The following is a 19,871-nucleotide window of genomic DNA, read 5'->3' on the forward strand; positions in this document are numbered from 1 at the left end:
GACTCAGCTGACCCGCGCGGCAGTGGCGCCCAGCGCCACCGAGAGCCGGTGCGCCGCGTCGACGCACGCCGCACCCAGCGCCGCCGACCTCGGCTCCAGCCGGTGGCGCTCTCCCACGATCTGCAGTCCTGCAATGACCTCGCCTCGGAAATCCCAGACGGGCGCCGACACCGAGTACAGTCCCGGCTCGGCCTCCTCCGCCACGATCGCATAGCCCCTGGCGCGCGCCTCGGTCAGTCTCGACAGGAACTCGTCGACGGACGTGGCCGCGTTCGGGCCGGCGCTTCGGAACTCGGTGCGGCTGAAGACTCCGCGAATCTCGTCGTCCGAGGCATCCCACAGCACCGCTTGGCCGGCGTCGCTGCAGAACGCCGGGTACCCACGGCCGATCCAGGAACCGATCATGCGCGCGGCGGCCGGCACGCTCTCGACAAGCGTGACCGTCGCGTCACCCTCGAGGACGCCGAGGAAGCAGGCCTCTCCGACCTCCGCGGAGAGTGCGTCGAGGATCGTCAGTCCTTCGCCGCGAAGACGACGGTCGACCAGCTGCTCCGCGGTCGCATACCAGCCCCACGCCAGGCGGTAGCGCCCGTCCGGACCCCGCGTCACGAGCCGCTCGGCTGCCAGCGCGGCGAGTGTGCGCGAGATCTGCGAGCGGTCGCGCTGCAGCTCGCGGGCGATGTCCTGGACGGACGCCCCGTGCGCACTCGACGCCGACAGCTGCGCCACGCATGAGAGCACGTCCATCCCTCGGCCCATGCTCGTCCGCTCGGGAACGGAATCCTCACGAAGCGACACAAGGAGAGGATATCCGGGGCGCTGCTGTCCGCGCCGACCCCGCTCCGCGATCGTCGAGCGAGCGAGAAGGAACGAGACGGATGCCTCGAACCGGCGGGTGACGCCGAGATGACCGTGGTGGGCTTCCGGCACGACGGAGGCCCACCACGGTCGAGCCGTTGCTACGACGCGGGAACCAGCACGCGGTCGATCGTGTGGATCACGCCGTTCGTCGCCTGGATGTTGACCGCCCAGGGAACGAGCTTGGGGTCGCGGAGCGCCGTCGTCTCGTCGCGGAGCTTGACGCCGCGCGGCTCGACGACGCCGCCGTTGGCCATGGTGAGCGAGCCGGCCGTGATGACCTTCACGAACCCGAGCTTCTGGCCGGCGACCACGTGGTACAGCAGGATGTTCGAGATCTGCTGGGCGGTGAAGGTCGAGGTGATGGCCGCCAGCGCGTCGGCCTCGCTCGCCGGCTCGGTGCCGGTGAGGTCGGTCACGAGCCGCAGGAACGCGCGGTCGTTCGGCGCGAACACCGTGTAGGTCTGGCTCGTGTCGGCGAGCGCCCCGGTGAGCCCGGTTGCCACGACCGCCTGGACGAGGATGTCGTAGTCCCACGGGTTGTCGTCGGGAGTGCCGCCGCCGGATGCGACGACCGCGACGTCGACGATCGTGCCGGAGGGTGCTCCGCCACCCCATCCGTGGGCCTGCGCGGGGGTGGCCGTGAGGACGAGCGCCAGGGCGGCGACCGCCGCGACGGCCAGGCGAGACTTCTTCATGGTTCCGATCTCCTTCGATGCGATGCCCGGCACGGTCCGAACGGAGGGTGCCGTAGAGGTATTCGCTCGAAGTCGCGGGGACGGATGCAGCGGCCGAGACTTCGTTCTCGACTCTCGACCCTTGGTCGGCCGAGGGCGGACGAGGCCACCCCGCGGCGTCAGCTGAACTCGAGCTGCCCGCGCACGATCGAGTCGCCGGAGTGGGCGGGGTTGCCGTCGCGCGGCTCCTGAGAGACGTCGACGAGCACGAAGTCGCGCAGGTCGACGTCGGCCGGTACGACGAACGTCCCCTTCTTCCCGTCCAGCTCGCCGAGGCTCACGAGGTCGGACGCATCTGCGGTGATCAGCCAGACCTCGCGGAACCCGTCGCTCTCGTCGAAATCGTCGATGCTCACCGTGAGGGTGCGCTCCCCGTCCGACAGCTCGATCACCTCGGCCGTCCCGACCGCGTCGGGGTGATCCGGGAAGGCGTCCAGGGTCGCCGACGCGATCTCCACCGGCTGCTGCGTGCGGACGAAGGTCCACACCCCGGCGATCGCCAGCACCACCGCGATGCTCGCGGCCAGGGCGAACAGCATCCGTCCCCGCCCACGCGTGCGGCGCTGATCCGGCTGGTTCTCCGCGACGGCCGGTGAAGAGACGACCGGGACATCGATGGGGATCCCGGATGCTGCGGCCTCCGGCTGCGACCGGACCTCATCGAGGATGCGGTCCCAGACCCGCTCCGGCGGCGTTTCGAGCTCGCCCAGCGTGACGGTGGAGCGGCCGACCGCGACCGTGTGCTCGAGCTCTGCCAGCTCGAGCGAGCAGGCGTCGCACGTCGCGAGGTGCTGCTGCTCAGCATCCGTCAGCGCTTCTCCGACGGCGACCAGCGCGAGGCGCTCGGGATCAAGATGCGACATGAGGCACCTCCAATCGGTCGCGCAGACGGGTGAGACTTCGGCGGATGTGGCTCTTCACGGTACCCAGCGGCATGTCGAGGCGCGTGGCGATCTGCTGGTGGGTGAGGTCGTCGTAGAACGCCAGCCGCACCACGCGCTGCGCATCGGGCTCGAGGCGGTCGATCTCGTCGGCGAGCAGCAGCCGGTCCCCGAGATCGATCTCGGACGACATGGGCTCGTCGCTCATCGCGAACCGCCGCAGCTTCTCGTGCAGCTCGCGCACGCGCCGGCGCGCGTCGAGGGTGTCGGCGATGCGGCGGCGGGTGATCGTGACGAGCCACGTCGACAGTCGCCCCTTGGCCGGGTCGTACGACGCGCGTGAGGTCCAGGCCGAGACGAAGGTCTTCTGCGTCACGTCTTCGGCATCACCCCTGTCGCCGAGAACCCGCAGCGCAAGGGTGAACACGATGGGCGACCAGCGCCGGTAGATCTGCTCGAGGGCGCGCTCGTCACCGGCGGCGAAGCGGCCGCACAGCTCGCGCTCTTCCTCGTCGTCCACGTGTTCCCTCTGCTGCTCCGGCTCCATCGCCTGCGCACACGACTGGGTCGCGACCACGCTAGCCGTGTGGTGGCGCGTACGGCAGGGCGCCTCTCAAGAGTGATTCCTGTCGAACGGCGACTTCGGATGCACCCCCTTCCGGTCGCTGAGCGAGCGGGTCGGGACGCCCCGGCCCCGGGCGCAGACCGCAACCCCCACGCGTTTCGACTTCGGGCGCCAGAGCGCCCTTTCGCTCAACGACCGGTGGTCAAGCCCTGCCCCCCGCTCGTTGAGCGAGCGAGGAACGAGCGAGACGAAACGCCCCGAACCTACGAGCAACCCGGCGTCACAGCACGAACTCCGCCATCCACCCGCACCGCGGCTCGGCCACCATCGCCGCCGAAGCCACAGGCGTCGCCACCGTCTCGATCTGCCGCGGGAGCACCGCCGGGATCAGCGGCTCGATCCGCCCCGGCTGCGCGTGCAACGGCCCGGCGAGCGCCCATCGCTCCCCCACCTGAACCACCGCGAGCGGGTGCCCGTCGGCCGTCGCGACGCCGACCTCCAGCTGCAGCGAAGCGAGCAGCGCCGCGAGGGTCACCTGCACCTCCGCCTCCGACGCCTCGCGCGAGCGCAGCACCGCGTGCGGCGACCGGAGGTCGGTGCGGTCCGAGCGCCGCAGCAGCGCCCTCAGGTTGGTCCGCAGAGCGACCACCGCCGCGTCGGGCTCATGGTGCTGCTCCGACAACGCGACCGCGATCGGCCAGAGCCGAGGGTCAGCGGCGATGAGCGGACGGATGCTGCCGAGCAGCCGTTTCCGCTCGCCCTGAAACAATCGCCGCACCCCGCGCGCGTGGCTCAGCACCGAATGAACTTCGGGCAAGTCGCCCAGCAGCCGCGCAGCCTCCTCGACCGGCGTGCCCGACCCGACTCCCTCGGGAACCTCCCCCACGACATTCGCGTACCCGAAGTCCCCGTCGCGCGTGTAGAGGAACACGTCCGCCGCGACCTTCCCCGCCGACCGCGCCGGCAGCACCAGGTCGATCGGCCCGGCCGCCGGTCGCGATGTCGCCACCGCCCGCGCCGCGCCAGTGTTGCTCAGCGCCGTGACCCTCGCCTGCGTGTTCGGCGTGCGATACGTCAGCTCGAGATCCACCAGCGGTGCAACTTCGAAGTCCGCCCGCGCCCCCACGATCTCCGCGAACCCCTCCGCCGACACGTCCACCCCGCGCGGCCGCGCGTTGATCCCGTCGGGCGATGCGAACCCCGCCGCCCGCGCCCGTCGCCAGAGCGGAGGCAGGTGCTCGCGGTGGTGCTGGGGCTGCAGCATCCGTTCCAGCATCCAGAGCAGCCGACCCGACCCGCGTTCCGGGTGCGGCGAAAGGTGCCACCACGTCAGCCGCCGGGCGAGGTCGCCGGCGACGGCGGGTGCCCAGGTGGAGGCGTCGGCGTAGCCGAGCGCTGCGACCCATGCGAGGTAGCGAGGCATGTCCTCCGCCGCGCGCCGGAGCTCGGCCATCGACACGCCCACCGGCGGATTCTCGCGGGTGCGGGCGGGCGCGCGCAGCACGAGCTGTGCGGCCGCCATGCAGACGCGCGCGCCGAACCACTCGCCGGCGCGGGCGACGACCCGCGGCGACCAGCCTCGCAGCAGCTCGTCGACGTAGTCGGTGTACGTGCGCTCGTTGACGGGCCGCTCGCGCAGCGACGCGACGGCGGTCGCGACCGTCTGCAGCACCAACTCCTCAGCTTCGTCGGCCGTCGCCGGAACCGGCAGCGACTTCAGCGCCACCAGCAGCAAACCTGCGGAGTTCGTGTCGATCATGAGCCGCGAGGTCAGCACGCCGATCTCCGTCGGAGCGAACCGCCCGTCGACCTCGGTCGCGAACCCGCGCTGCAGCAGCTCGTCGACCACCGCGTCGAGGTCGACCGCCGACCGGTTCTGCGCGAACGCGAGCGTCTGCGCGAACCACGTCCGCGCGGTCTCGCGATCGACCACCGACCCGAGCAGCAGCTCCGCGAGAACCGCGTCGCCCAACGCTGCGGTGATGCGACTGTTCGCCGCGTATCCATCGCTGAGCTTGAGCTTCCACCCGCCCTCTTCGGTGCGCGGCACCAGCATGAATCCGAAGCCTTCGGGCTCCTGCCCCGCGCGCCCGGCCCGCCCGAACATCTGCTGGGCCTGGCTCACCTCGAGCGGCGTCATCCCGAGTTCGAGGTCACGGATGATCACGAACTTCGCGGGCGTGTTCACGCCCGTCGACAGCCCCGACGTGGCGACGAGCACGCGCAGCTGCCGTGATCGGAACGCCTCCAGCGCCCGATTCGCGCGGGGCGCATCACGGAAGTGGATGCCGACATCCCGGCGAAAGCACGCCTCCACGAGCGCGTCGAGCTCGACGCCGAAATGGGGCACCCCGGCCGCGCGCGCTGCGGTGCGTAGCACGGCCGCCTTGCTGCCGCAGAACACGACCGCGCTGGATCCCGGTGACTTGTCTCCGGCCGTGTCGAGGTCACCGACCAGGCTCCGCAGCAGCGGCACGACCATCTCGTCCTTCGCGGACTCGTACTGCTCGCGCTTGCCCTGGGTCGGCGCGTCGTACGGAACGAGCTGCGTCGTCAGCACCGTCGGCCGCCAGGCCGAGCGCACGAGGTCGGCGTGGAACCACGCCGCCAGTTCCTCCGCGTTCGACACGGTCGCCGACAGCGCGACGATCCGCGTGCGCCCCTCGGCGACGCGCAGCCGTGCGATGAGCGACTCGAGCGTGGCACCTCGAGTCGGGTCGCCCACGAGGTGGACTTCGTCGATGATGAGGCATCCGATCCGTCCGATGACGTCCTTCAGCGACGCGCGCCGGTACAGCGCCTCGAACTTCTCGGTGGTCGCCACCCACAGCTGCGCCTGCCGCACCGCGTCGCTCGACATGTTCGTCTCGCCGGTCAGCTCGATGGTGCGGATGCCGTGCGCGTTCCACCGCCGAGCGATCTCGGCGACCTCCGCGGCGAGCGCGCGGGCGGGCAGCAGCCACACCGCCGGCTTGCCGTCCGACACGATGGACCGCAGCGCCGCGACCTCGCCGATCAGCGTCTTGCCCGAGCTCGTCGGCGCGACGACCATCACGTGCCCGCTCGTCGACAGCACCGCCGGCACCGCCTTCGACTGCAGCGGGTTGAGCCGGTCGAACCTGTCGAGGTACTTCTGCAGCGCGGGTGGGATGAGAGTGGATGCTGCGGTCCACGCCTCGTCGCCGTGTGCGGCCGCGTTCGCATTGTCGATGAGCGAGGTGAAGCCGAGCTCGACGGCCTCGACCATCGCAGGGTCGGTGTGGAGGAACCCGGAGTTCTGGTTGCGGCCGATCTCGGCGGCCGTGAAGTTCATGGAGTGCGTGATCGCGACGCCGTCGGCGAGGACTTCCTTCTCGTGGATGTACCGCACCGGGATGAGGGCGATCTCGGCGCTGCGAAGTTCGCGGATGACCGCGTCGTTCGAGGCCTCGGGTCGCAACAGCACCTTGACGTCGGCACCCCTTTGGTGGGCGGCGAGCAGCGCGTCCAGGAGGCGGCGCGCGACGGGCGAGGCATCCCACCACGGCACCTTGACCCACACGCGCTCGCGGGCGCCGGCGATGGCTTCGGTGAGCGCCACGAGCAGGTCGGTGCCCTCGCCGTAGTTCGACAGCCGTCGAGGCTCCCCCGCCAGCTTCACGCTCTCCCCCATGTCCGGGCCAGCGTACCCGGACGGGCCGACAAGCCCCTTCTCTTCTCCGGCCCGCCTCGCTCGACCCCCGGTCGTTGAGCGAGCGAGGAACGAGCGAGACGAAACGCCCCGAACCGACGAGCAACTCCGCCCCGCGGCATCCCATCCGTTTCCCCGCCCGCCCCGAACAACCCTCACAGCACGGCAGATCGCCGCTGGGAAAGAGAGGTCTCTCATGGGCTCGTCACCGAATCGCATCGTCGCCACGGTCTTCGGCGCCGTCTATCTGCTCGTCGGCCTTCTGGGGTTCTTCGTCACCGGTCCCATCAGCTTCATCGCGACCGAGGGCGGGCTGCTCCTGGGCATCTTCGAGGTCAACCCGCTGCACAACGTCGCGCACCTGCTCATCGGAGCCGCGCTGCTGATCTCCGGCATCGCCGGTGCGCGCCCCGCCAAGATCACGAACATCACGGTCGGCGCCGCGTACCTGCTGCTGGGTGTCGTCGGCTTCTTCCTCGTCGGCACGCCGGCCAACATCCTCGCGCTGAACGCGCCCGACCACTTCCTGCACCTCGCCAGTGCCATCGTGCTGCTCGGCGTGGGCCTGGCCGCCGAGCGGTCCCCGCGGGTCGCGACGGCGTGACCACGCTTTGGGGGTCCACGACGGGGCGCGTCAGCCGCGCCCCGTCGTGGGTGCCGGTCGGCGCGTGGGGCTTCGGACTCGTCGCGGTCGGACTCGGCGCCGCGGCGATCGTCGCGGTGCAGGCAGACACGCTCTCGCGGGCGCTCGGGGCGCTGTCGGTTGCTGTGGGACTGGGCGCCCTGGCGTGGGGCGCGACGAGTCTCTACCTCAACCGCACGCCGACCCCGCGGGTCGCCGTCGCCGCCCTGTTCGTCGGGATGGGGGCTGCGGTGGCGTTGCTCGCGACCGCGCCGGGACGAGCGAGCATCCTCGCGGTGGCACTGCTGCTGGCGCTGGGAGTCGCCGTCGCCTGCGGGATCGTGCACGGCACACGGCATCCGTCCCCGCGGTCGGGCCTGTGGGGTTTGGTCGGGGCGGCCGCGCTGGTCACTCTCGTCGTCGTACCCGCGCTCGGCGTCTGCCAGGGCGCCGCGCTCCTGGACGCCGACGGCACCGTGCTCCCCATCGTCACCCACGACGGGCACTGAGGGATGCCTCCGCCGCGAGTTGCCGAAGTGCTCGGGTCGCGTCACATCTCGTCATCGCCCGACACGCTCCGACACTCGCAGGCGATCCATGCACGCGGCGTCTAGCGTGGGGTCATCGCGGCGATCCGGGCGGTCCCGGGCACCGGTTCATACCCGGGAGCGTTGCGGGTTCGACTCCCGCCGTCGCGTCTAATCCGGGAGAACCGCATGCCGTTGAAAGCCACTGGGATCGCCCGCCCCTCAGCGTCGCGGCTGCCGTCGGTTTCCGCTCCACCCGCGGTTAGTGTCGAGGAGTGGCGCGTAGAAGTAGTCAAGCGGTGCTCCTCTGGGGAGGTGCGGCGCTGGTCGCCGTCGCAGGTGCCATCACGATCGTGATCGGAATGTTCACACCGATGGGGGTCGCCTCCTTCGGTTGGTTCGCCTACCAGCCTCTGGCCGCCGCAACCTTTTCCCCTGGCGGGTCCGCAGTCATCCTTTCGCGCATTGCTGTCGCGGGATGGGTCATCTTCGCGGTGGGGATGGTCGCGCTCGCCTTTCTCGCCGGTCGGGTTGTTGGCCGAAGATCTCGCGACCTTCGCGAGCACTGAGGGACCCACCCGGGGGGCGGCCCCAGGGCAGTGGGAGGATGGGGCGGTGGAGACCGGGCCGAAGGTACATGTTCGGGATGCAGATCTGGCCGGCGTTGACGCAATGGTGGTCGGTCGTCTCGTGAAGGAGTACCTTCTGCAGACCGAGCATGAGAAGGCACAACGGTTCGCCACGGGCTTCTCTGGTTCGCACCTGCCCCGACGCTATGTCGAGGAGGTGGAAGACCCCGCGCGAGCATACGAGAACGCGCGGGTGGCTCTCGCGGAGCTCGCCGGCTCGAGCGTTGGTGTAGTTGTCGTGCAGCAGTCGCAAGATGGCCTCGAGGTCAAGCGGCTCTGGGTCGATCCCCGCGCTCGCGGGAACCGCGTCGGATCAGCGCTACTCGATGCGGCATGCGGCGGCGTGAACACTCTCCCGGTACGGCTGACTGTCTGGGATTGGCGAGAGGAGGCGATCGGGCTCTACCTCAGCCGAGGGTTCGTGGCTGTGCCGACGTGGGACGAACGCCCGCGCCTCGTCTGCATGGAGAAGCCGCCGTCTCCATGAACCCGCTCTCAGCACCAGGTACCAGCTCGAACCCTCGCCGCGAACGCTCAGCGACCGGCATCGGGCCGTACAGCCGCGCGACGCGACATCCGGCGGCAGCCCCGCGATCTCCTGCTACGGAATGTAGGTGTTGTTGTCGATCCCGAGTTGGAACAACTCCCCACCCCAGAGGAACTGCGCGACGATGATCCCCACCCCGGAAGCCACAATCACCGCGACGATCGCCAAGGCGATGCCGCGCTTGCCATAACTCCACCATCCCAGTACCAGGAGCAGGATGAGGCCGATCAGGTGGGCAAGGACGAGCGGCACGCCCCCGATGGCCTCCGCGAATCCCGCCATGGTCGTGCCGGCGGATAGCGCCTTGGGCTGTTCCGTCTGCGCCTCGTATTGAGCGAATCCGTACCAGACCCACGCGAGGACCGAAGCGATGACGCCAAGCGACGCCGGGATCCAGAAGGCTCCTCGCGTGCCGGGCGAGCCGCGATCGGGCTTCACAGTTGCAGGGGCAGCCACGCGGTCAGCCTACTCACCACGTGCGAGCAGACCTGCGCGCCGGCGGACCGGCGATCGGTCGCCGAGGCGAAGGACGCGGCGGCCGATCTCGCATGTCGTCGTGTCACGTTGCGCATGACGAGCATCGACAGCAAGATGTCGTCCTCGACAGCGTGCGAACCGCATGTTGTCTGGTGAGGAGCGGACGGGGTCTGAGGTGGCTGTCGTCGAGGATGTTCGGGCGCTGGGCGGCGAATTGGAGCGCTCGTACCAGGTGCACGTGCGGGGGCGATTGAAGTTTCGCGTGGGGCAGCTGGTCTACGTGGCCTTCTCCCTCGATGAGACGGTGATGGGTTTCGCCTTCCCGAAGGAGGAGCGGGCGGCGCTTGTCGGCGGCAACCCCCGCAAGTTCCAGATGCCGTCGGAATCAGACATGCGCTTCAACTGGGTCGAGGCGGATCTGGCCTCGCTCGACCCGACCGAGGCTCGCGAGCTCGTCGTGGACGCCTGGCGCATGGTCGTCCCCAAAAGGGTTTCTCACGCGTACGACCTGATCCATCCAAACGGCCCGGGCTGAGGCACGGAGTGGAACTCGTGTGACTCGTTGATTCAGGTCAGCGGGCTGATGCCCCTGATTCGGTACGCGGACCTGCACGGTCCAAAACCGCCTTCCGGTCGGTCTAGCTGCCTCGGTGGGTGAGGTGGATGGTGACTTCGTCGCCTTCGTTCTTGTCGATCGCGCGGCGGATCGCGGCGGAGATGGGGAGCTTGTGGGTTCCGTCTCCCAGGGCCATGAACGCTCCGTCAAACGGGTGACCGTCGGCGGTTCCCGACACCTTGACGAGTCCACGGGTGCCGAAGATCGTGGCCGAGTCTGGCAACTGCACGCATATCCACGTGTCGCCTTCCCGCACTCGACCGAGAGTGGCGGTGAAGGTGATGTCGAGCGGCCCGATGCTGCTGGGCACCGTCGCCCCCTTCCCGAAACTGGCCCAAGGTTACCCCGCCGCGCTCGCTGGACGAGCCCGAGTGGACGATCATGTTCGAGCCGCGAGAGGACCCGGTCCAACTTGAAGTCCGATGCGCAACTCCGGCCGGCATCCTCGACATCCGGCTGACGAGCTCGTTAGTGCTTGAGGATGCCCTGCGTCAAGGGGTTACTCGTACGCCGGGCGGGCGAGTCATCGTGACGGTGGGGAGGGGATCCGGTAGGCGAGGCCGTCGAATCGACGGGTCCTTGCTTTCACAGGCTCCTCCTTCGCAAGGGGGGATAGCCGACGACCCGACGTCGGCGGCGGCCCTCTCAATGTGGGGTGAGAGGGCCGTTCCCTTGCGTCGCCCACTCGGATCTCGCCTGTAGATGCTGGTCCGGTCGCGTAGGTCGCGAAGGGGTCCCCGGCCATCAATGTTGCGCCCGGAATGTCCCACCGATCGTGGGGAATGGGTGCAGCAGCGAGATTGCTTGAACAGGTGTGAACAACGACGTCAGCACAGCCCTGCACCGAAGTCAGCTCATCGACTTGACGACGACCGGTCGCCGTAGCGGGTTACCTCGCCGCATCGAGATCTTCCTGCACGATGAGGACGGCGTGCTGTTCATCACCGGGATGCCGCGTCGAGACCGCACACGGGACTGGATACACAACATCACCGCAGACCCCAACGTCATCGTGCATTTGAAGAAGGGCATCGAGGCCGACGTTCCTGCCACGGCGCGGGTCATCACCGATCCCCACGAAGCTCGGCCGCTCATCGAGGCCGCCGCACGCCGATGGCGCCGAGACGATGTCGACGAGATGATCGCGCACAGTCCGCTCATCGTGCTGACTCCCGCTGCCGCGCCGGCCACTTGACCGCATGTCATCTGCCCCAGCATCCCCAGCGACGCTGAGCCACGGTCTACCGACACCGACGACCGGATCAGAGCGGCCAAAGCGCTCAGCCGCCTCACTGTCGGGGATCGGCGCTAGCGTCGGTTCGTGATCGAGATCGCCCGAACCCGCCGCACGTCTCGTGCCTCGGCCTCGCTGTTCTTCGAGCGCTGGTGCGCGATCGAAACGCACCCTGAGTGGGCGGCGAGCATGGAGTACTTCAAGCTGTCAGAACCCTTCGGCGTGGGCGCCCGCGGAGTCCTGAAGGCGGTCGGTGGCCAAGAGGCGCCGTTCCGCATCACGACGGTGGGGCCGGGCTTTGTCTATGCCGACACCACCGAGCTCGATGGGGCGGAGTTGACCGTGCACCACGAGGCCGTCGAAGGGCTCGACGGCACCGAGGTCACACTGTGTGCATGGCTCGACGGGCCAGCCGAAGCGCAACTGGCAACGAGAATGTCCGACGAGGTTCAGCACAGCCTGGAGCACGACCTGGCCGCGCTCGCCGCGCTACTCGAGGGCTAGCATCAGTCGGCGAGGATCATCATCGAGCATCCCGACAGCGCGAGGACCGACGCCGCGATCACAACGGCGCCGGGCACGCGGCATCCGGTTCTGTTCATCACTGGCTCCCTCCGCCATCGAAGGTGTGCCGACAGGCCTGCGGGCGACCTTCGACAGCCCTTGCCGGATGCAGGGCGAAGCCGCGGAGGGTCTGAGCGCTCCCAGCCGCGCCTACGTCACCATGATGGAACGCCGGGCACGCTCGTGCCACCCGTCCGGAACTCAGCCGAGGTGCCGACGGGCGAAGTCGCCGAACTCGGCGAGTGCGGCGCGCGCCGCGGGGAGCACGGCGTTCCACAGCGGGAAGGCGTGGATCATGTGCGGCAGCACGTGCAGGCGCACATCCGCCTCGGCGCGAGCGGCGGCTCGCACCAGGCGCAGGGAGTCGTCGAGCAGCGTCTCGTCGGCTCCGACCTGGACGAGCGTCGGCGGCAGGCCTGTCAGGTCGGCGAACAGCGGTGAGACCCGCGGGTCATCGCGCGTCAGGCCGGGCGGCACATATGCCGCGGCGAGCTCTTCCAGGTACGACCGGTGCAGCAGCGGATCGATGGCGTCGTTGTCGTCCACGGACGCGCCGGACATCGTCAGGTCGGTCCACGGCGACACCAGCCACACGCACGCCGGCCCCTCGCGTCCGGCACGGCGCAGCTCCTGCCACAGCGCGAGGCTCAGTCCTCCGCCGGCGCTGTCGCCGCCCACGACGATCCGATTCGGCGCGATCCCCGTGGCGATGAGCCAGTCCCACGCCGCGAGCGCGTCCTCGAGCGAGGCGGGGAACGGATGCTCCGGCGCGAGGCGGTACTCCAGTGCGAGGGTGCGGATACTCGCCGCGCGGCCCGCCTCGGCCGCCATCGTGCGGTGGCTCGCGATCGACCCGGAGCAGTACCCGCCGCCATGGAGGAAGAGCAGGGCGCGGGAGGTGTCAGCTCCGGGAGCTCGCGACCATTCGGCGGGAACGCCACCGGCGTTCGTCGGCGTGAACGCGATGTCCTCGGCGACGGGCCAGGCCGACCCGACCTCGACGATGCGCGCTCGGCGTTCTGCCCACCCCACCGGCCGCGGCTTCGAACCGAGGAGCGCACGCACCTCCTCGATGCCGCTGTCGTCGCGTGTGGTCACGCCGCAAGGTTAGTGACGGGAGCCGCCGGGGACGAGGCATCCGTCATCCCCGCCACCGCTTTCCGAACCGCAGCTGTTCGTTCGCAGCGGCCGGAGGGGTTCAGCCGAGAGCGACGAAACGCGCAGTGGCGCCGTGGAAGGTGCTCGCGGGGCCGTCGTGCGCAGCGCCCGGAGCAACCGCCTGGGCTCGCGGCGTCTCGGAGGGACGATCGACGAGTCGACGATGCACAACGAGACGGTCCCCGCGCGGACGCAGGAGTGCGCCTGCTCGAACAAGAACCCGGGCGGGGAAGGATGCCGCCGCGCCGGCGTCCCCGGCGACAGCGACCGGCGGGACGGACGGGATGGCGAAGGGCTTGCGGTTACGCGGCTTCGGCATGGCTCTGACATTCGATGCAGGCGGCCGCGTACGGGAGGACCTCGAGCCGTGCGGGTGCGATCTGACCTCCGCACCGGGTGCAACGGCCGTACGTGCCCTGGCTGATGCGATTGAGCGCCGCGGTGATCTGCTCGATCGCGATCCGGTGGGACGCCGCCGACTGGTAGGCGACGGGATCGACGCTCGGCAGAGCGAACGGCTCGAGCTCCTGGAGGACGGCGAGCCGCTCGTCGAGCTGCCGCTCGAGCTCGCGCTGCACGCCGGCGAGCGGGACGGGTTCGGTGGTTTCGATGGGCATTGATGCTCCTCGGGGGTACAAAAAAGCGCCGCAGGTGCGGCGCGCGGGTTGTCCAGTTGGACCGATCGTTCGGATCGGTCATCACGGGGGCGCGACGCGACGGGTGGGCTGCACGGACAGACCATCCGCATCGCGCCGCCGGGGCGGCAGCACCTCGTGACGGGCGCCCGCGATGTCAGCCACTGCCGTCACCACGGAGGCGTCGGCGAGACGCTCCATGCGGTGAGGGTGGGCCATCGGGGTCATGGCCATCACCATAGCCCGCTTCCAGAAAAAGGCAAGTCAGCGGTTTTTTCTGCGCGAGCGGACTCGAGTTGACTTTCCCAGGAAGACGGCTATGGTCGTGGGTTCACCCGCCAGCCAACCAGGGGAAGCGAGTCCGCATGTCAGGCCGATCACCGCGAGCACGCGACACGAAGAAGGTCGCCCAGTCGTCACCGAAGGAGAAACGCGCCGAGAAGCGCGCGAGCCAGGAGTCACGATCGTTCATCAAGCCACGCAAGGGCGCGTCCGGTTGACGAACGGCGCGGGCTCCTCGCTCTGAGGAGCCCGCGGCACCATCGCGAACTCAGGCCGATACGACCGACGCTCGGGGCTCGCACAGGTGCCGTCGCCGCGCTCCGCGGCGAGAGCGCGCCTACCGGCTCCGCCGCCGCGACACGCTCGGCGCCTCGGCCTGATCTGCAACGGCGGCGGCAGCATCCGTCTTCTTCCGTCGATCCCGCACGGCCCCACCGACCGACACCGCGGCGTAGAGGAAGAGGCCGCCGGCGACCACCGCGAGGACGATGGTGCGGTTCGCGCCGTTCAGCAGGCTGTTCACCCAGCCGAGCAGCGGCAGGCTGTACCAGAGGGTGCCTCGGACCTGCACAGGACGCACCGGCGCGGGATCGACGGTGTCGTTGTTGTCGCCCTTCGTGATGAACGTCAGCTCGCCGTCGGCATACGTCTTCGACACCACGCGGTGGCTCACCACGGCGGCTTCGCCCGAGCTGATCTGGTAGGTGACGACGTCGCCGACTCGGATCTCGTCCACCGGCGTCGGGCGGATGACCACGAGCGTTCCCGGCGGCAGGCCCGGCTCCATCGACTGCGTGAGCACCGTCATCGCGGTGCCGCCGACGACGACAGGCAGGCCGACCACGGCGACCGCGACCCCGAGCAGCAGAACGAGGATGGACGCGCTGATCGAAACGGCGAGGTAGTGCAGCAGGCTCTGCCCCTCGTCACGGCGGCGGGCATCGGCGCGGAGGGCCCGGCGAGACGACTCGGCGGCGCGGAGCGTCGGAAGGGTGGACGTCGACGCGGTGGTGGAGATGGTCATGGGATCACGCATTCGTACTTGACGTTGGAGTTTCCGACGGCGGTCCGCCGCACGGTGAGGGTTGCGCTGTCGGACGAGGTGGTCGTCGACCCGGTCGTCTCGCTGGCGACGATGCGCAGCTCGTGAACGCCGTCTGCGCGGATGTCCGTTCCACCCAGGGTCACGGAGACCGTTGCGGCGCTGCTGGAGACCTCTTTGACGACGGTGTTGGACTTGTCGACCACGCGATACTGCAGTGTCGCGCCGGCCGCACGGTTCGTGGGGGCCGTCCAGCTCAGCTGCACGCCGTGCGGCGGCGCCTGCGTGCAGGTCGGAGCGCCGGCCGGGCCGAGTCCCGAGACGGACTGGGTGAACGCGGCGGTGGTCGCAGGCGTGGTCCAGTTCGTTCCGACCGCGCCGGTCACCCGGAACGCCGCGGTGACGGACTGCCCAGAGAAGGAGGCATCCGTCTGCCCGTTGATCTGGGTCGACACGCACACCACCACGGATGCGCCCGGCGCGAGGGCGCGTGCCGCGGTCGGCAGAGCGGGAGCGGTGTCGGCGAGGGTCGTGCTCACGGCGCCGCTCGGCGCGGTCGTGCCGCACGCGCTGCCCGACCACAAGCGGAGCGTGATCTTCGCGGCGAGCGCGCTGCTGCTGTCGGCGGCGAGCTGCGTGGCGAGCGTGTACGACAGCGGAGCGCCGCCGGTGTTGGCGATCGTCAGCTGGCCCGCGGTGGCCGGCGCGGCCGTGCCGGAACGGTGGTTCGCGTCGAGGCCGCTCGTCAGCTGCGCCGTGGTGGCGAGGGCTGCGGACGAGACGGATGCTGCCACCGACGTGCTCGCGATCCACGCGGCGGTCGCGCCGCCGGCGCTGCCGAGCACCGCAAGAGTGACGAGCGCGGCGATCGGGCCGAGCAGGCGACGGCGGGTCATCGGCGCACCTGCGTTCCCGAGATGGTGATCGTGAGGACGGATGCTGCGGCCCCGGCCGCGGCGGCCGGCGCGTTCTGCGGCAGCCCGACGCCCACGCAGAAGAGCTGCGAGGCCCCGGGCGCGAGGGTGAGCTGCAGGTCGGAGCCCGCAGCGCCGACGGTGGTCGTGACGGTGGCGGGGACGCGGCCGGCGGTGCAGTCCGCGGCCGAGGCGGTCTTGCCCACGGTGACGGCGACCGCCGTGGCGAACGGGGTCGCTGCGGTGCTCGTGACCGGGTCGATCGTGAGAGCGAGCGGCGTCGTGCCGGTGTTGCTCACAGTGGTTGCGGCGTACACGGTGCGGCCGGGATAGAGGTTCGCTGCCGAGAGCGGGAGCGGCGTGGAGGTGAGACCCGCGGACCCCGCCTGCAGCGTCACGGCGGAGGCGGCCGGCGCGGCGACGGTCCAGAGGGCGAATGTGCCGCCGCCGGCGAGCACGCCGAGGACGATCGCGCCCGCCGCGCCCAGCGCGCCGAGCAGCAGGCGGCGGGGAGCCGCCGCACGGCGGGCGTCGCGCCGTGCGGCGTGGCGGCGGGTGCGGCGGCTCATCGCGGCTCCTTCTCGGGGGTGAACGGACGTGGAACCGGAGACCCGCCTCTCGGTTGGAGACGGGCCCCCGGGGCTTACTTGGTGTTCTGCGTGAGGCTGACGGTCAGCTCGTCGAGCGTGACCGCACCGTTCATCGCGGCGTTGTTGCCGCCGGCGACGTCACCGTACGGGAAGGCGATGGTGACCGTGACGGTGACGTCCTGGCTGACGACGTCACCGGCCGGGGTGACGGTGAAGGTCGGGCCGGTGCCGGTGATGCCGGCGCCCGATGCGGTGAGGACGGCCGAGTCGGTGAGGTAGCTCGCGAGAGCCACGTCAGCGGGCTTCGTCACGTCGGCGGGAGCGATCGACGAGTCGGTCAGGGCGAGCGTCGCGCTCAGGCTGTCGCCCTCGGCGCCGACGCTCATGGTCTTCGTGTAGGTGAGGACGTCGCCGGGGACGACGCGGTAGTCGTCGATGGAGATGGGCGAGCCGTTGGCGCTCCAGGTGCCCGCGTCCTGCGAGGCCTCGACGACCAGGTTGCCCGCCATGATCGAGGCGCCCTGCGCCGTGGCCGACGAGTTCCAGGTGGCGAAGGTGCCCGCGCCGCCGAGCAGGAGGACGACACCGGCGGTGGTGGCGATGGAGGCCTTGACGATCTTCTTCATGGGAGTGTCCTTTCGCGGGCGGCGCCCACTTGTCTGGTGAGGAGCGAGAGGTGCGGGTGGGCAGTCGGTGAGATTTCCGATCGCTCCTCGAGCACGACCCCAGTCTTCGGCGCGCACCGCAACGTCCCGCCGAGCAAGCGTGAGCTGTACCGCAAGATCGCGCGAAGGATCTTTCGAACCCAGGAGCGCTTCCGCAAGAAGCGCAAGATCAGCGCAAAAGTCCCGCGCCCCAGAGGGCGATGGGGGTCGGCGTGCTAGCTCGGTGACGGCACCGACGAACACTCAGAGCGCGGCGGCGGGTCCCAGCTCGGCCAGGAGCGGCGTCATCGTCGTCCACCTCGTCGGCGCGGAGAGGAACGGAGCGACCGTGCGGTCCAGCTCGGCGAGCGCCGGGCTCTCGTCGTGGCGGTCGAGGTCCGCTCGCGACGCCCACTTCTCGATCAGCACGATCGTCGCGTCCTCGGCGTCGTGGATGGCGTACAGAAGGCAGCCCTCCTCGCGATGCACCTCAGGAAGGTACGCGCGCAGCGCCTCGATGAGTTCGTCCTTCGCGTCCGGGCGCGGTGTGAACACCGTCACGACCACCGCGGCCTGCGCACTCTCCGACATGTCGGCCCCTCACCACCACCACGATCTGCCGTGGAGCATGTCGCCGAAGTCCTCCGGGGTCCCGCGCCCCGTGTGCCGTGCGCCGAGGTAGCTGTCGACCACCGCACGTCCGAGGTCGTCCAACTCCGGTGCAACGACATGCCCGCCCGCGCGCCGCGCCAGCGCGTCGATGAACCGGGCCAACCCGGGGTCCTCCCCCAGCCGGAAGAACGTCGTCTGCGCGCCCATCCGCTGCACGTTGTCGAGCTCGCGCACCGTGACCGCCACCGTGCGCGAGTCCGGCGGGTAGGCGAAGAACACGCTCCCGTCCGGGCGCAGGTGCGACGTCGGCTCGCCGTCGGTCACGATCAGCAGCACCGGCTGCGCGGTCGGGTTCTTGCGGAAATGCCGTTGCGCGAGCAGCAGCGCGTGCTGCAGGTTCGTGCCCTTGTCCCACACGGCGTCCTTCGCGGTGAGCTGCTCGATGTCGATCACTTCGGCGTGACGCGCGAACGCGATCAGCTGCAGCTTGTCGCCCCGGAACCGCGTCGAGATGAGGTGGTGCAGCGCGAGCGCCGTGCGCTTCATCGGCACCCAACGGCCGTCCATCGCCATCGAGAACGATGTGTCCACGAGCAGCGCGACCGCCGCCTGCGTGCGCTCCTCGGTCTCGACCACCTCGACATCCCGCGTGTCGAGCCGCACGCCCGCCGACACCTCTCCCCCATCGAGCACGGTCCGCAGCACCGCGTTCGACACCGTGCGCGGGATGTCCCACGGCTCGGTGTCGCCGAACGCCCACTCGCGCGTCGAGCCGGTGCGGTCACCGGCGGCACCCACGTTGCGGGTCTCGCGACGCCCCGAGCGACCGGACTGCCGCGTCGCGATGTCGCGCAGCAACGCGCGCCCCAGCTGGCGCATCGCCCGCGGGGTCAGCCTGAGCTGTCCGTCGGACGCGCGCTGCAGCATCCCGGTGTCCCTCAGCTCCTGCTCGAGCTCGCGCAGCGTCCGCGCACTGACGGCGGCGTCCTCGCCCATGAGCCGTTCGAGCGCGTCGAGATCGATGTCGTCCATGCGCGCGCCCGGATACATCTGGCCCAGCTGATCGGTCAGCGAATCGAGGTCGGAGAGGTCCTGCATGATGCCGGTCGCCTCGCCGAGACCCGTCGGCTGATCACCGGAGAAGGATGCCGACCCCGACCAGTCCTCGCCGGGCCGAAGCGACCGCAGGTTGTCGTCGAGACGCGACAGCGACTGCATGAGGTCCGGCGAGCCGAACGCCTGCTCGGCGAGACTCAGCAGCTCGTCACGCTGCTCGGGGGTCATGGAGTTGAGCATCCGCTGCGCTGCCGCGGAACGCTCGGCGAGCGTGTCGAGCAGCTCGTCGAGGTTCTGCGGATTCTCGGGGAACTGATCCCCGTGCTGCTGCATGAACTCGTCGAAGTCCTCCTGCGTGTCCTCGCCGAGCCGGCGCTTCTCGAGCAGGTCGTTCAGATCGTTGAGCATGTCGCGGATCGCCTGGCGGTCAGCATCCGTCGCGTTCTCGAGTGCGTTCTTCATGCCGGCGAAGCGCTGATCCAAGAGCTCCCGGCCGAGCAGCTCGCGGATGCGGTCGTAGTCAGCCCGCGCGGTGGGGCTCTGCCAGTCGTAGTCGGCGAGGTCGTTGACGGCCGCGGCGGTGCTGGTGGGGAGGTTCTCGAGCCGCATCTCGGAAAAGGCCCGGGTGTCGTCGTCGAGATTGACGTCGCGGACGAGGTGCTTTCGCTCTTCGAGGACGGCGTGGTCGAGCAGTCTCCGGACCTCTTCGAGCGTGCCGTCGAGGCGGTGGCGCTGCGTGAGCTGGGCTCGACGTTCACGGACGCGCCGGGCGAGCTCGTCGAGGCCGAGGCGGTTCTGGTCGCCACGGCGCAGGTACTCGCGCATCGCGCGCTCGGCGGAGGTTCCTTCCATGACCTCTCGGCCGATCGCCTCGAGCGCCGACTGGATCGGGACGGGCGGCGCGAGCGGGTCACCGCCGGCGTAGCGACCGTAGCGGGAGGTGTGCGCGGGGACGCGGTGGAAGGAGCGGGGCATTACGGATGCCTCGGATCTCGGTCGCGACCGCGTTCG

At 70.0% G+C, this 19,871-nt stretch carries 23 protein-coding genes and 1 tRNA gene; 8 read left to right on the forward strand and 16 right to left on the reverse strand.

Translation table 11 applies throughout. The features are described 5' to 3' along the window. Nucleotides 1-3 precede the first annotated feature (3 nt). The 5 genes from ACFVSU_RS14210 to ACFVSU_RS14230 form a co-directional block, all read right to left on the reverse strand. Nucleotides 4-747, reverse strand: a complete 744-nt coding sequence (locus ACFVSU_RS14210; protein WP_387144016.1) for an IclR family transcriptional regulator — start codon at nucleotides 745-747, stop codon at nucleotides 4-6. 212 nt (nucleotides 748-959) lie between these two features. Continuing rightward, nucleotides 960-1,556 carry a fasciclin domain-containing protein gene (locus tag ACFVSU_RS14215; RefSeq protein WP_387144019.1) on the reverse strand — a complete coding sequence of 199 codons (597 nt, stop codon included), beginning with the start codon at nucleotides 1,554-1,556 and terminating at the stop codon, nucleotides 960-962. 158 nt (nucleotides 1,557-1,714) lie between these two features. Further along, complete coding sequence (locus ACFVSU_RS14220) at nucleotides 1,715-2,458, reverse strand: anti-sigma factor (protein ID WP_387144022.1); 744 nt, start codon at nucleotides 2,456-2,458, stop codon at nucleotides 1,715-1,717. Next, the gene (locus ACFVSU_RS14225; RefSeq protein ID WP_387145238.1) at nucleotides 2,445-3,023 is read right to left on the reverse strand and encodes an RNA polymerase sigma factor; all 579 of its coding nucleotides are present in this window, start codon (nucleotides 3,021-3,023) and stop codon (nucleotides 2,445-2,447) included. Before ACFVSU_RS14225 ends, ACFVSU_RS14220 begins: the two co-directional genes overlap by 14 nt. Nucleotides 3,024-3,321: 298 nt before the next feature. Then, a complete protein-coding gene (locus tag ACFVSU_RS14230) occupies nucleotides 3,322-6,693 on the reverse strand; it encodes a DEAD/DEAH box helicase (protein ID WP_387144025.1) in 3,372 nt (1,123 codons plus the stop codon). A 214-nt stretch (nucleotides 6,694-6,907) separates the two neighbouring features. Between ACFVSU_RS14230 and ACFVSU_RS14235 the strand changes: the two genes are divergently transcribed. The 5 genes from ACFVSU_RS14235 to ACFVSU_RS14255 all read left to right on the forward strand — a co-directional run bounded on the left by ACFVSU_RS14235 (nucleotide 6,908) and on the right by ACFVSU_RS14255 (nucleotide 8,976). Next, nucleotides 6,908-7,315: a DUF4383 domain-containing protein gene (locus tag ACFVSU_RS14235; RefSeq protein WP_387144028.1), complete on the forward strand. Its 408-nt coding sequence runs from the start codon at nucleotides 6,908-6,910 to the stop codon at nucleotides 7,313-7,315. Then, a complete protein-coding gene (locus ACFVSU_RS14240) occupies nucleotides 7,312-7,842 on the forward strand; it encodes a hypothetical protein (RefSeq protein WP_387144031.1) in 531 nt (176 codons plus the stop codon). Before ACFVSU_RS14235 ends, ACFVSU_RS14240 begins: the two co-directional genes overlap by 4 nt. A 116-nt stretch (nucleotides 7,843-7,958) precedes the next feature. After that, nucleotides 7,959-8,031: transfer RNA gene (locus tag ACFVSU_RS14245), tRNA-Met, on the forward strand. Between the two features lie 104 nt (nucleotides 8,032-8,135). Beyond that, nucleotides 8,136-8,429: a hypothetical protein gene (locus tag ACFVSU_RS14250; protein WP_387144034.1), complete on the forward strand. Its 294-nt coding sequence runs from the start codon at nucleotides 8,136-8,138 to the stop codon at nucleotides 8,427-8,429. A 46-nt stretch (nucleotides 8,430-8,475) separates the two neighbouring features. Next, nucleotides 8,476-8,976: a GNAT family N-acetyltransferase gene (locus tag ACFVSU_RS14255; protein ID WP_387144037.1), complete on the forward strand. Its 501-nt coding sequence runs from the start codon at nucleotides 8,476-8,478 to the stop codon at nucleotides 8,974-8,976. 114 nt (nucleotides 8,977-9,090) lie between these two features. Here ACFVSU_RS14255 and ACFVSU_RS14260 read toward each other — a convergent pair whose 3' ends face one another. Next, on the reverse strand, nucleotides 9,091-9,492 hold the full coding sequence (locus ACFVSU_RS14260; protein ID WP_387144040.1) for a hypothetical protein: 402 nt from the start codon (nucleotides 9,490-9,492) through the stop codon (nucleotides 9,091-9,093). Nucleotides 9,493-9,688: 196 nt separating this feature from the next. On the opposite strand from ACFVSU_RS14260, the gene ACFVSU_RS14265 reads away from it, so the two are divergent. Beyond that, nucleotides 9,689-10,048, forward strand: a complete 360-nt coding sequence (locus ACFVSU_RS14265; protein WP_387144043.1) for an MmcQ/YjbR family DNA-binding protein — start codon at nucleotides 9,689-9,691, stop codon at nucleotides 10,046-10,048. A gap of 103 nt (nucleotides 10,049-10,151) precedes the next feature. Here ACFVSU_RS14265 and ACFVSU_RS14270 read toward each other — a convergent pair whose 3' ends face one another. Continuing rightward, entirely contained in the window at nucleotides 10,152-10,439 is a 288-nt protein-coding gene (locus ACFVSU_RS14270) for a DUF1905 domain-containing protein (RefSeq protein WP_387144046.1), read from the reverse strand. A gap of 504 nt (nucleotides 10,440-10,943) precedes the next feature. Between ACFVSU_RS14270 and ACFVSU_RS14275 the strand changes: the two genes are divergently transcribed. Together ACFVSU_RS14275 and ACFVSU_RS14280 are read left to right on the forward strand one after the other, a co-directional pair. After that, nucleotides 10,944-11,324, forward strand: a complete 381-nt coding sequence (locus ACFVSU_RS14275) for a nitroreductase family deazaflavin-dependent oxidoreductase (RefSeq protein ID WP_387144049.1) — start codon at nucleotides 10,944-10,946, stop codon at nucleotides 11,322-11,324. A 126-nt stretch (nucleotides 11,325-11,450) separates the two neighbouring features. Then, nucleotides 11,451-11,867, forward strand: a complete 417-nt coding sequence (locus tag ACFVSU_RS14280; protein ID WP_387144052.1) for a hypothetical protein — start codon at nucleotides 11,451-11,453, stop codon at nucleotides 11,865-11,867. 261 nt (nucleotides 11,868-12,128) lie between these two features. On the opposite strand, the gene ACFVSU_RS14285 is transcribed toward ACFVSU_RS14280, so the two are convergent. The 9 genes from ACFVSU_RS14285 to ACFVSU_RS14325 all read right to left on the reverse strand — a co-directional run bounded on the left by ACFVSU_RS14285 (nucleotide 12,129) and on the right by ACFVSU_RS14325 (nucleotide 19,835). Further along, complete coding sequence (locus ACFVSU_RS14285; protein ID WP_387144055.1) at nucleotides 12,129-13,025, reverse strand: alpha/beta hydrolase; 897 nt, start codon at nucleotides 13,023-13,025, stop codon at nucleotides 12,129-12,131. A gap of 362 nt (nucleotides 13,026-13,387) precedes the next feature. Beyond that, complete coding sequence (locus ACFVSU_RS14290; RefSeq protein WP_387144058.1) at nucleotides 13,388-13,702, reverse strand: TraR/DksA family transcriptional regulator; 315 nt, start codon at nucleotides 13,700-13,702, stop codon at nucleotides 13,388-13,390. 81 nt (nucleotides 13,703-13,783) lie between these two features. Then, nucleotides 13,784-13,948 (reverse strand): hypothetical protein, encoded by a 165-nt coding sequence (locus ACFVSU_RS14295; RefSeq protein ID WP_387144061.1) that lies wholly within the window; start codon nucleotides 13,946-13,948, stop codon nucleotides 13,784-13,786. 391 nt (nucleotides 13,949-14,339) lie between these two features. Then, nucleotides 14,340-15,026: a signal peptidase I gene (locus ACFVSU_RS14300; protein WP_387144064.1), complete on the reverse strand. Its 687-nt coding sequence runs from the start codon at nucleotides 15,024-15,026 to the stop codon at nucleotides 14,340-14,342. After that, nucleotides 15,023-15,940 carry a hypothetical protein gene (locus ACFVSU_RS14305; protein WP_387144067.1) on the reverse strand — a complete coding sequence of 306 codons (918 nt, stop codon included), beginning with the start codon at nucleotides 15,938-15,940 and terminating at the stop codon, nucleotides 15,023-15,025. The genes ACFVSU_RS14300 and ACFVSU_RS14305 overlap by 4 nt, the downstream gene beginning before the upstream one ends. Further along, nucleotides 15,937-16,527 (reverse strand): hypothetical protein, encoded by a 591-nt coding sequence (locus ACFVSU_RS14310; RefSeq protein WP_387144069.1) that lies wholly within the window; start codon nucleotides 16,525-16,527, stop codon nucleotides 15,937-15,939. The genes ACFVSU_RS14305 and ACFVSU_RS14310 overlap by 4 nt, the downstream gene beginning before the upstream one ends. 74 nt (nucleotides 16,528-16,601) lie before the next feature. Further along, nucleotides 16,602-17,174: an alternate-type signal peptide domain-containing protein gene (locus ACFVSU_RS14315; RefSeq protein WP_387144072.1), complete on the reverse strand. Its 573-nt coding sequence runs from the start codon at nucleotides 17,172-17,174 to the stop codon at nucleotides 16,602-16,604. Nucleotides 17,175-17,456: 282 nt separating this feature from the next. Beyond that, nucleotides 17,457-17,783 carry a putative quinol monooxygenase gene (locus ACFVSU_RS14320; RefSeq protein ID WP_387144075.1) on the reverse strand — a complete coding sequence of 109 codons (327 nt, stop codon included), beginning with the start codon at nucleotides 17,781-17,783 and terminating at the stop codon, nucleotides 17,457-17,459. Nucleotides 17,784-17,792: 9 nt separating this feature from the next. Continuing rightward, nucleotides 17,793-19,835: a VWA domain-containing protein gene (locus ACFVSU_RS14325; RefSeq protein ID WP_387144078.1), complete on the reverse strand. Its 2,043-nt coding sequence runs from the start codon at nucleotides 19,833-19,835 to the stop codon at nucleotides 17,793-17,795. Nucleotides 19,836-19,871 lie beyond the last annotated feature (36 nt).

The organism is Microbacterium sp. NPDC058062 (genome assembly GCF_042885375.1).
GTDB lineage: Bacteria > Actinomycetota > Actinomycetes > Actinomycetales > Microbacteriaceae > Microbacterium > Microbacterium trichothecenolyticum_C.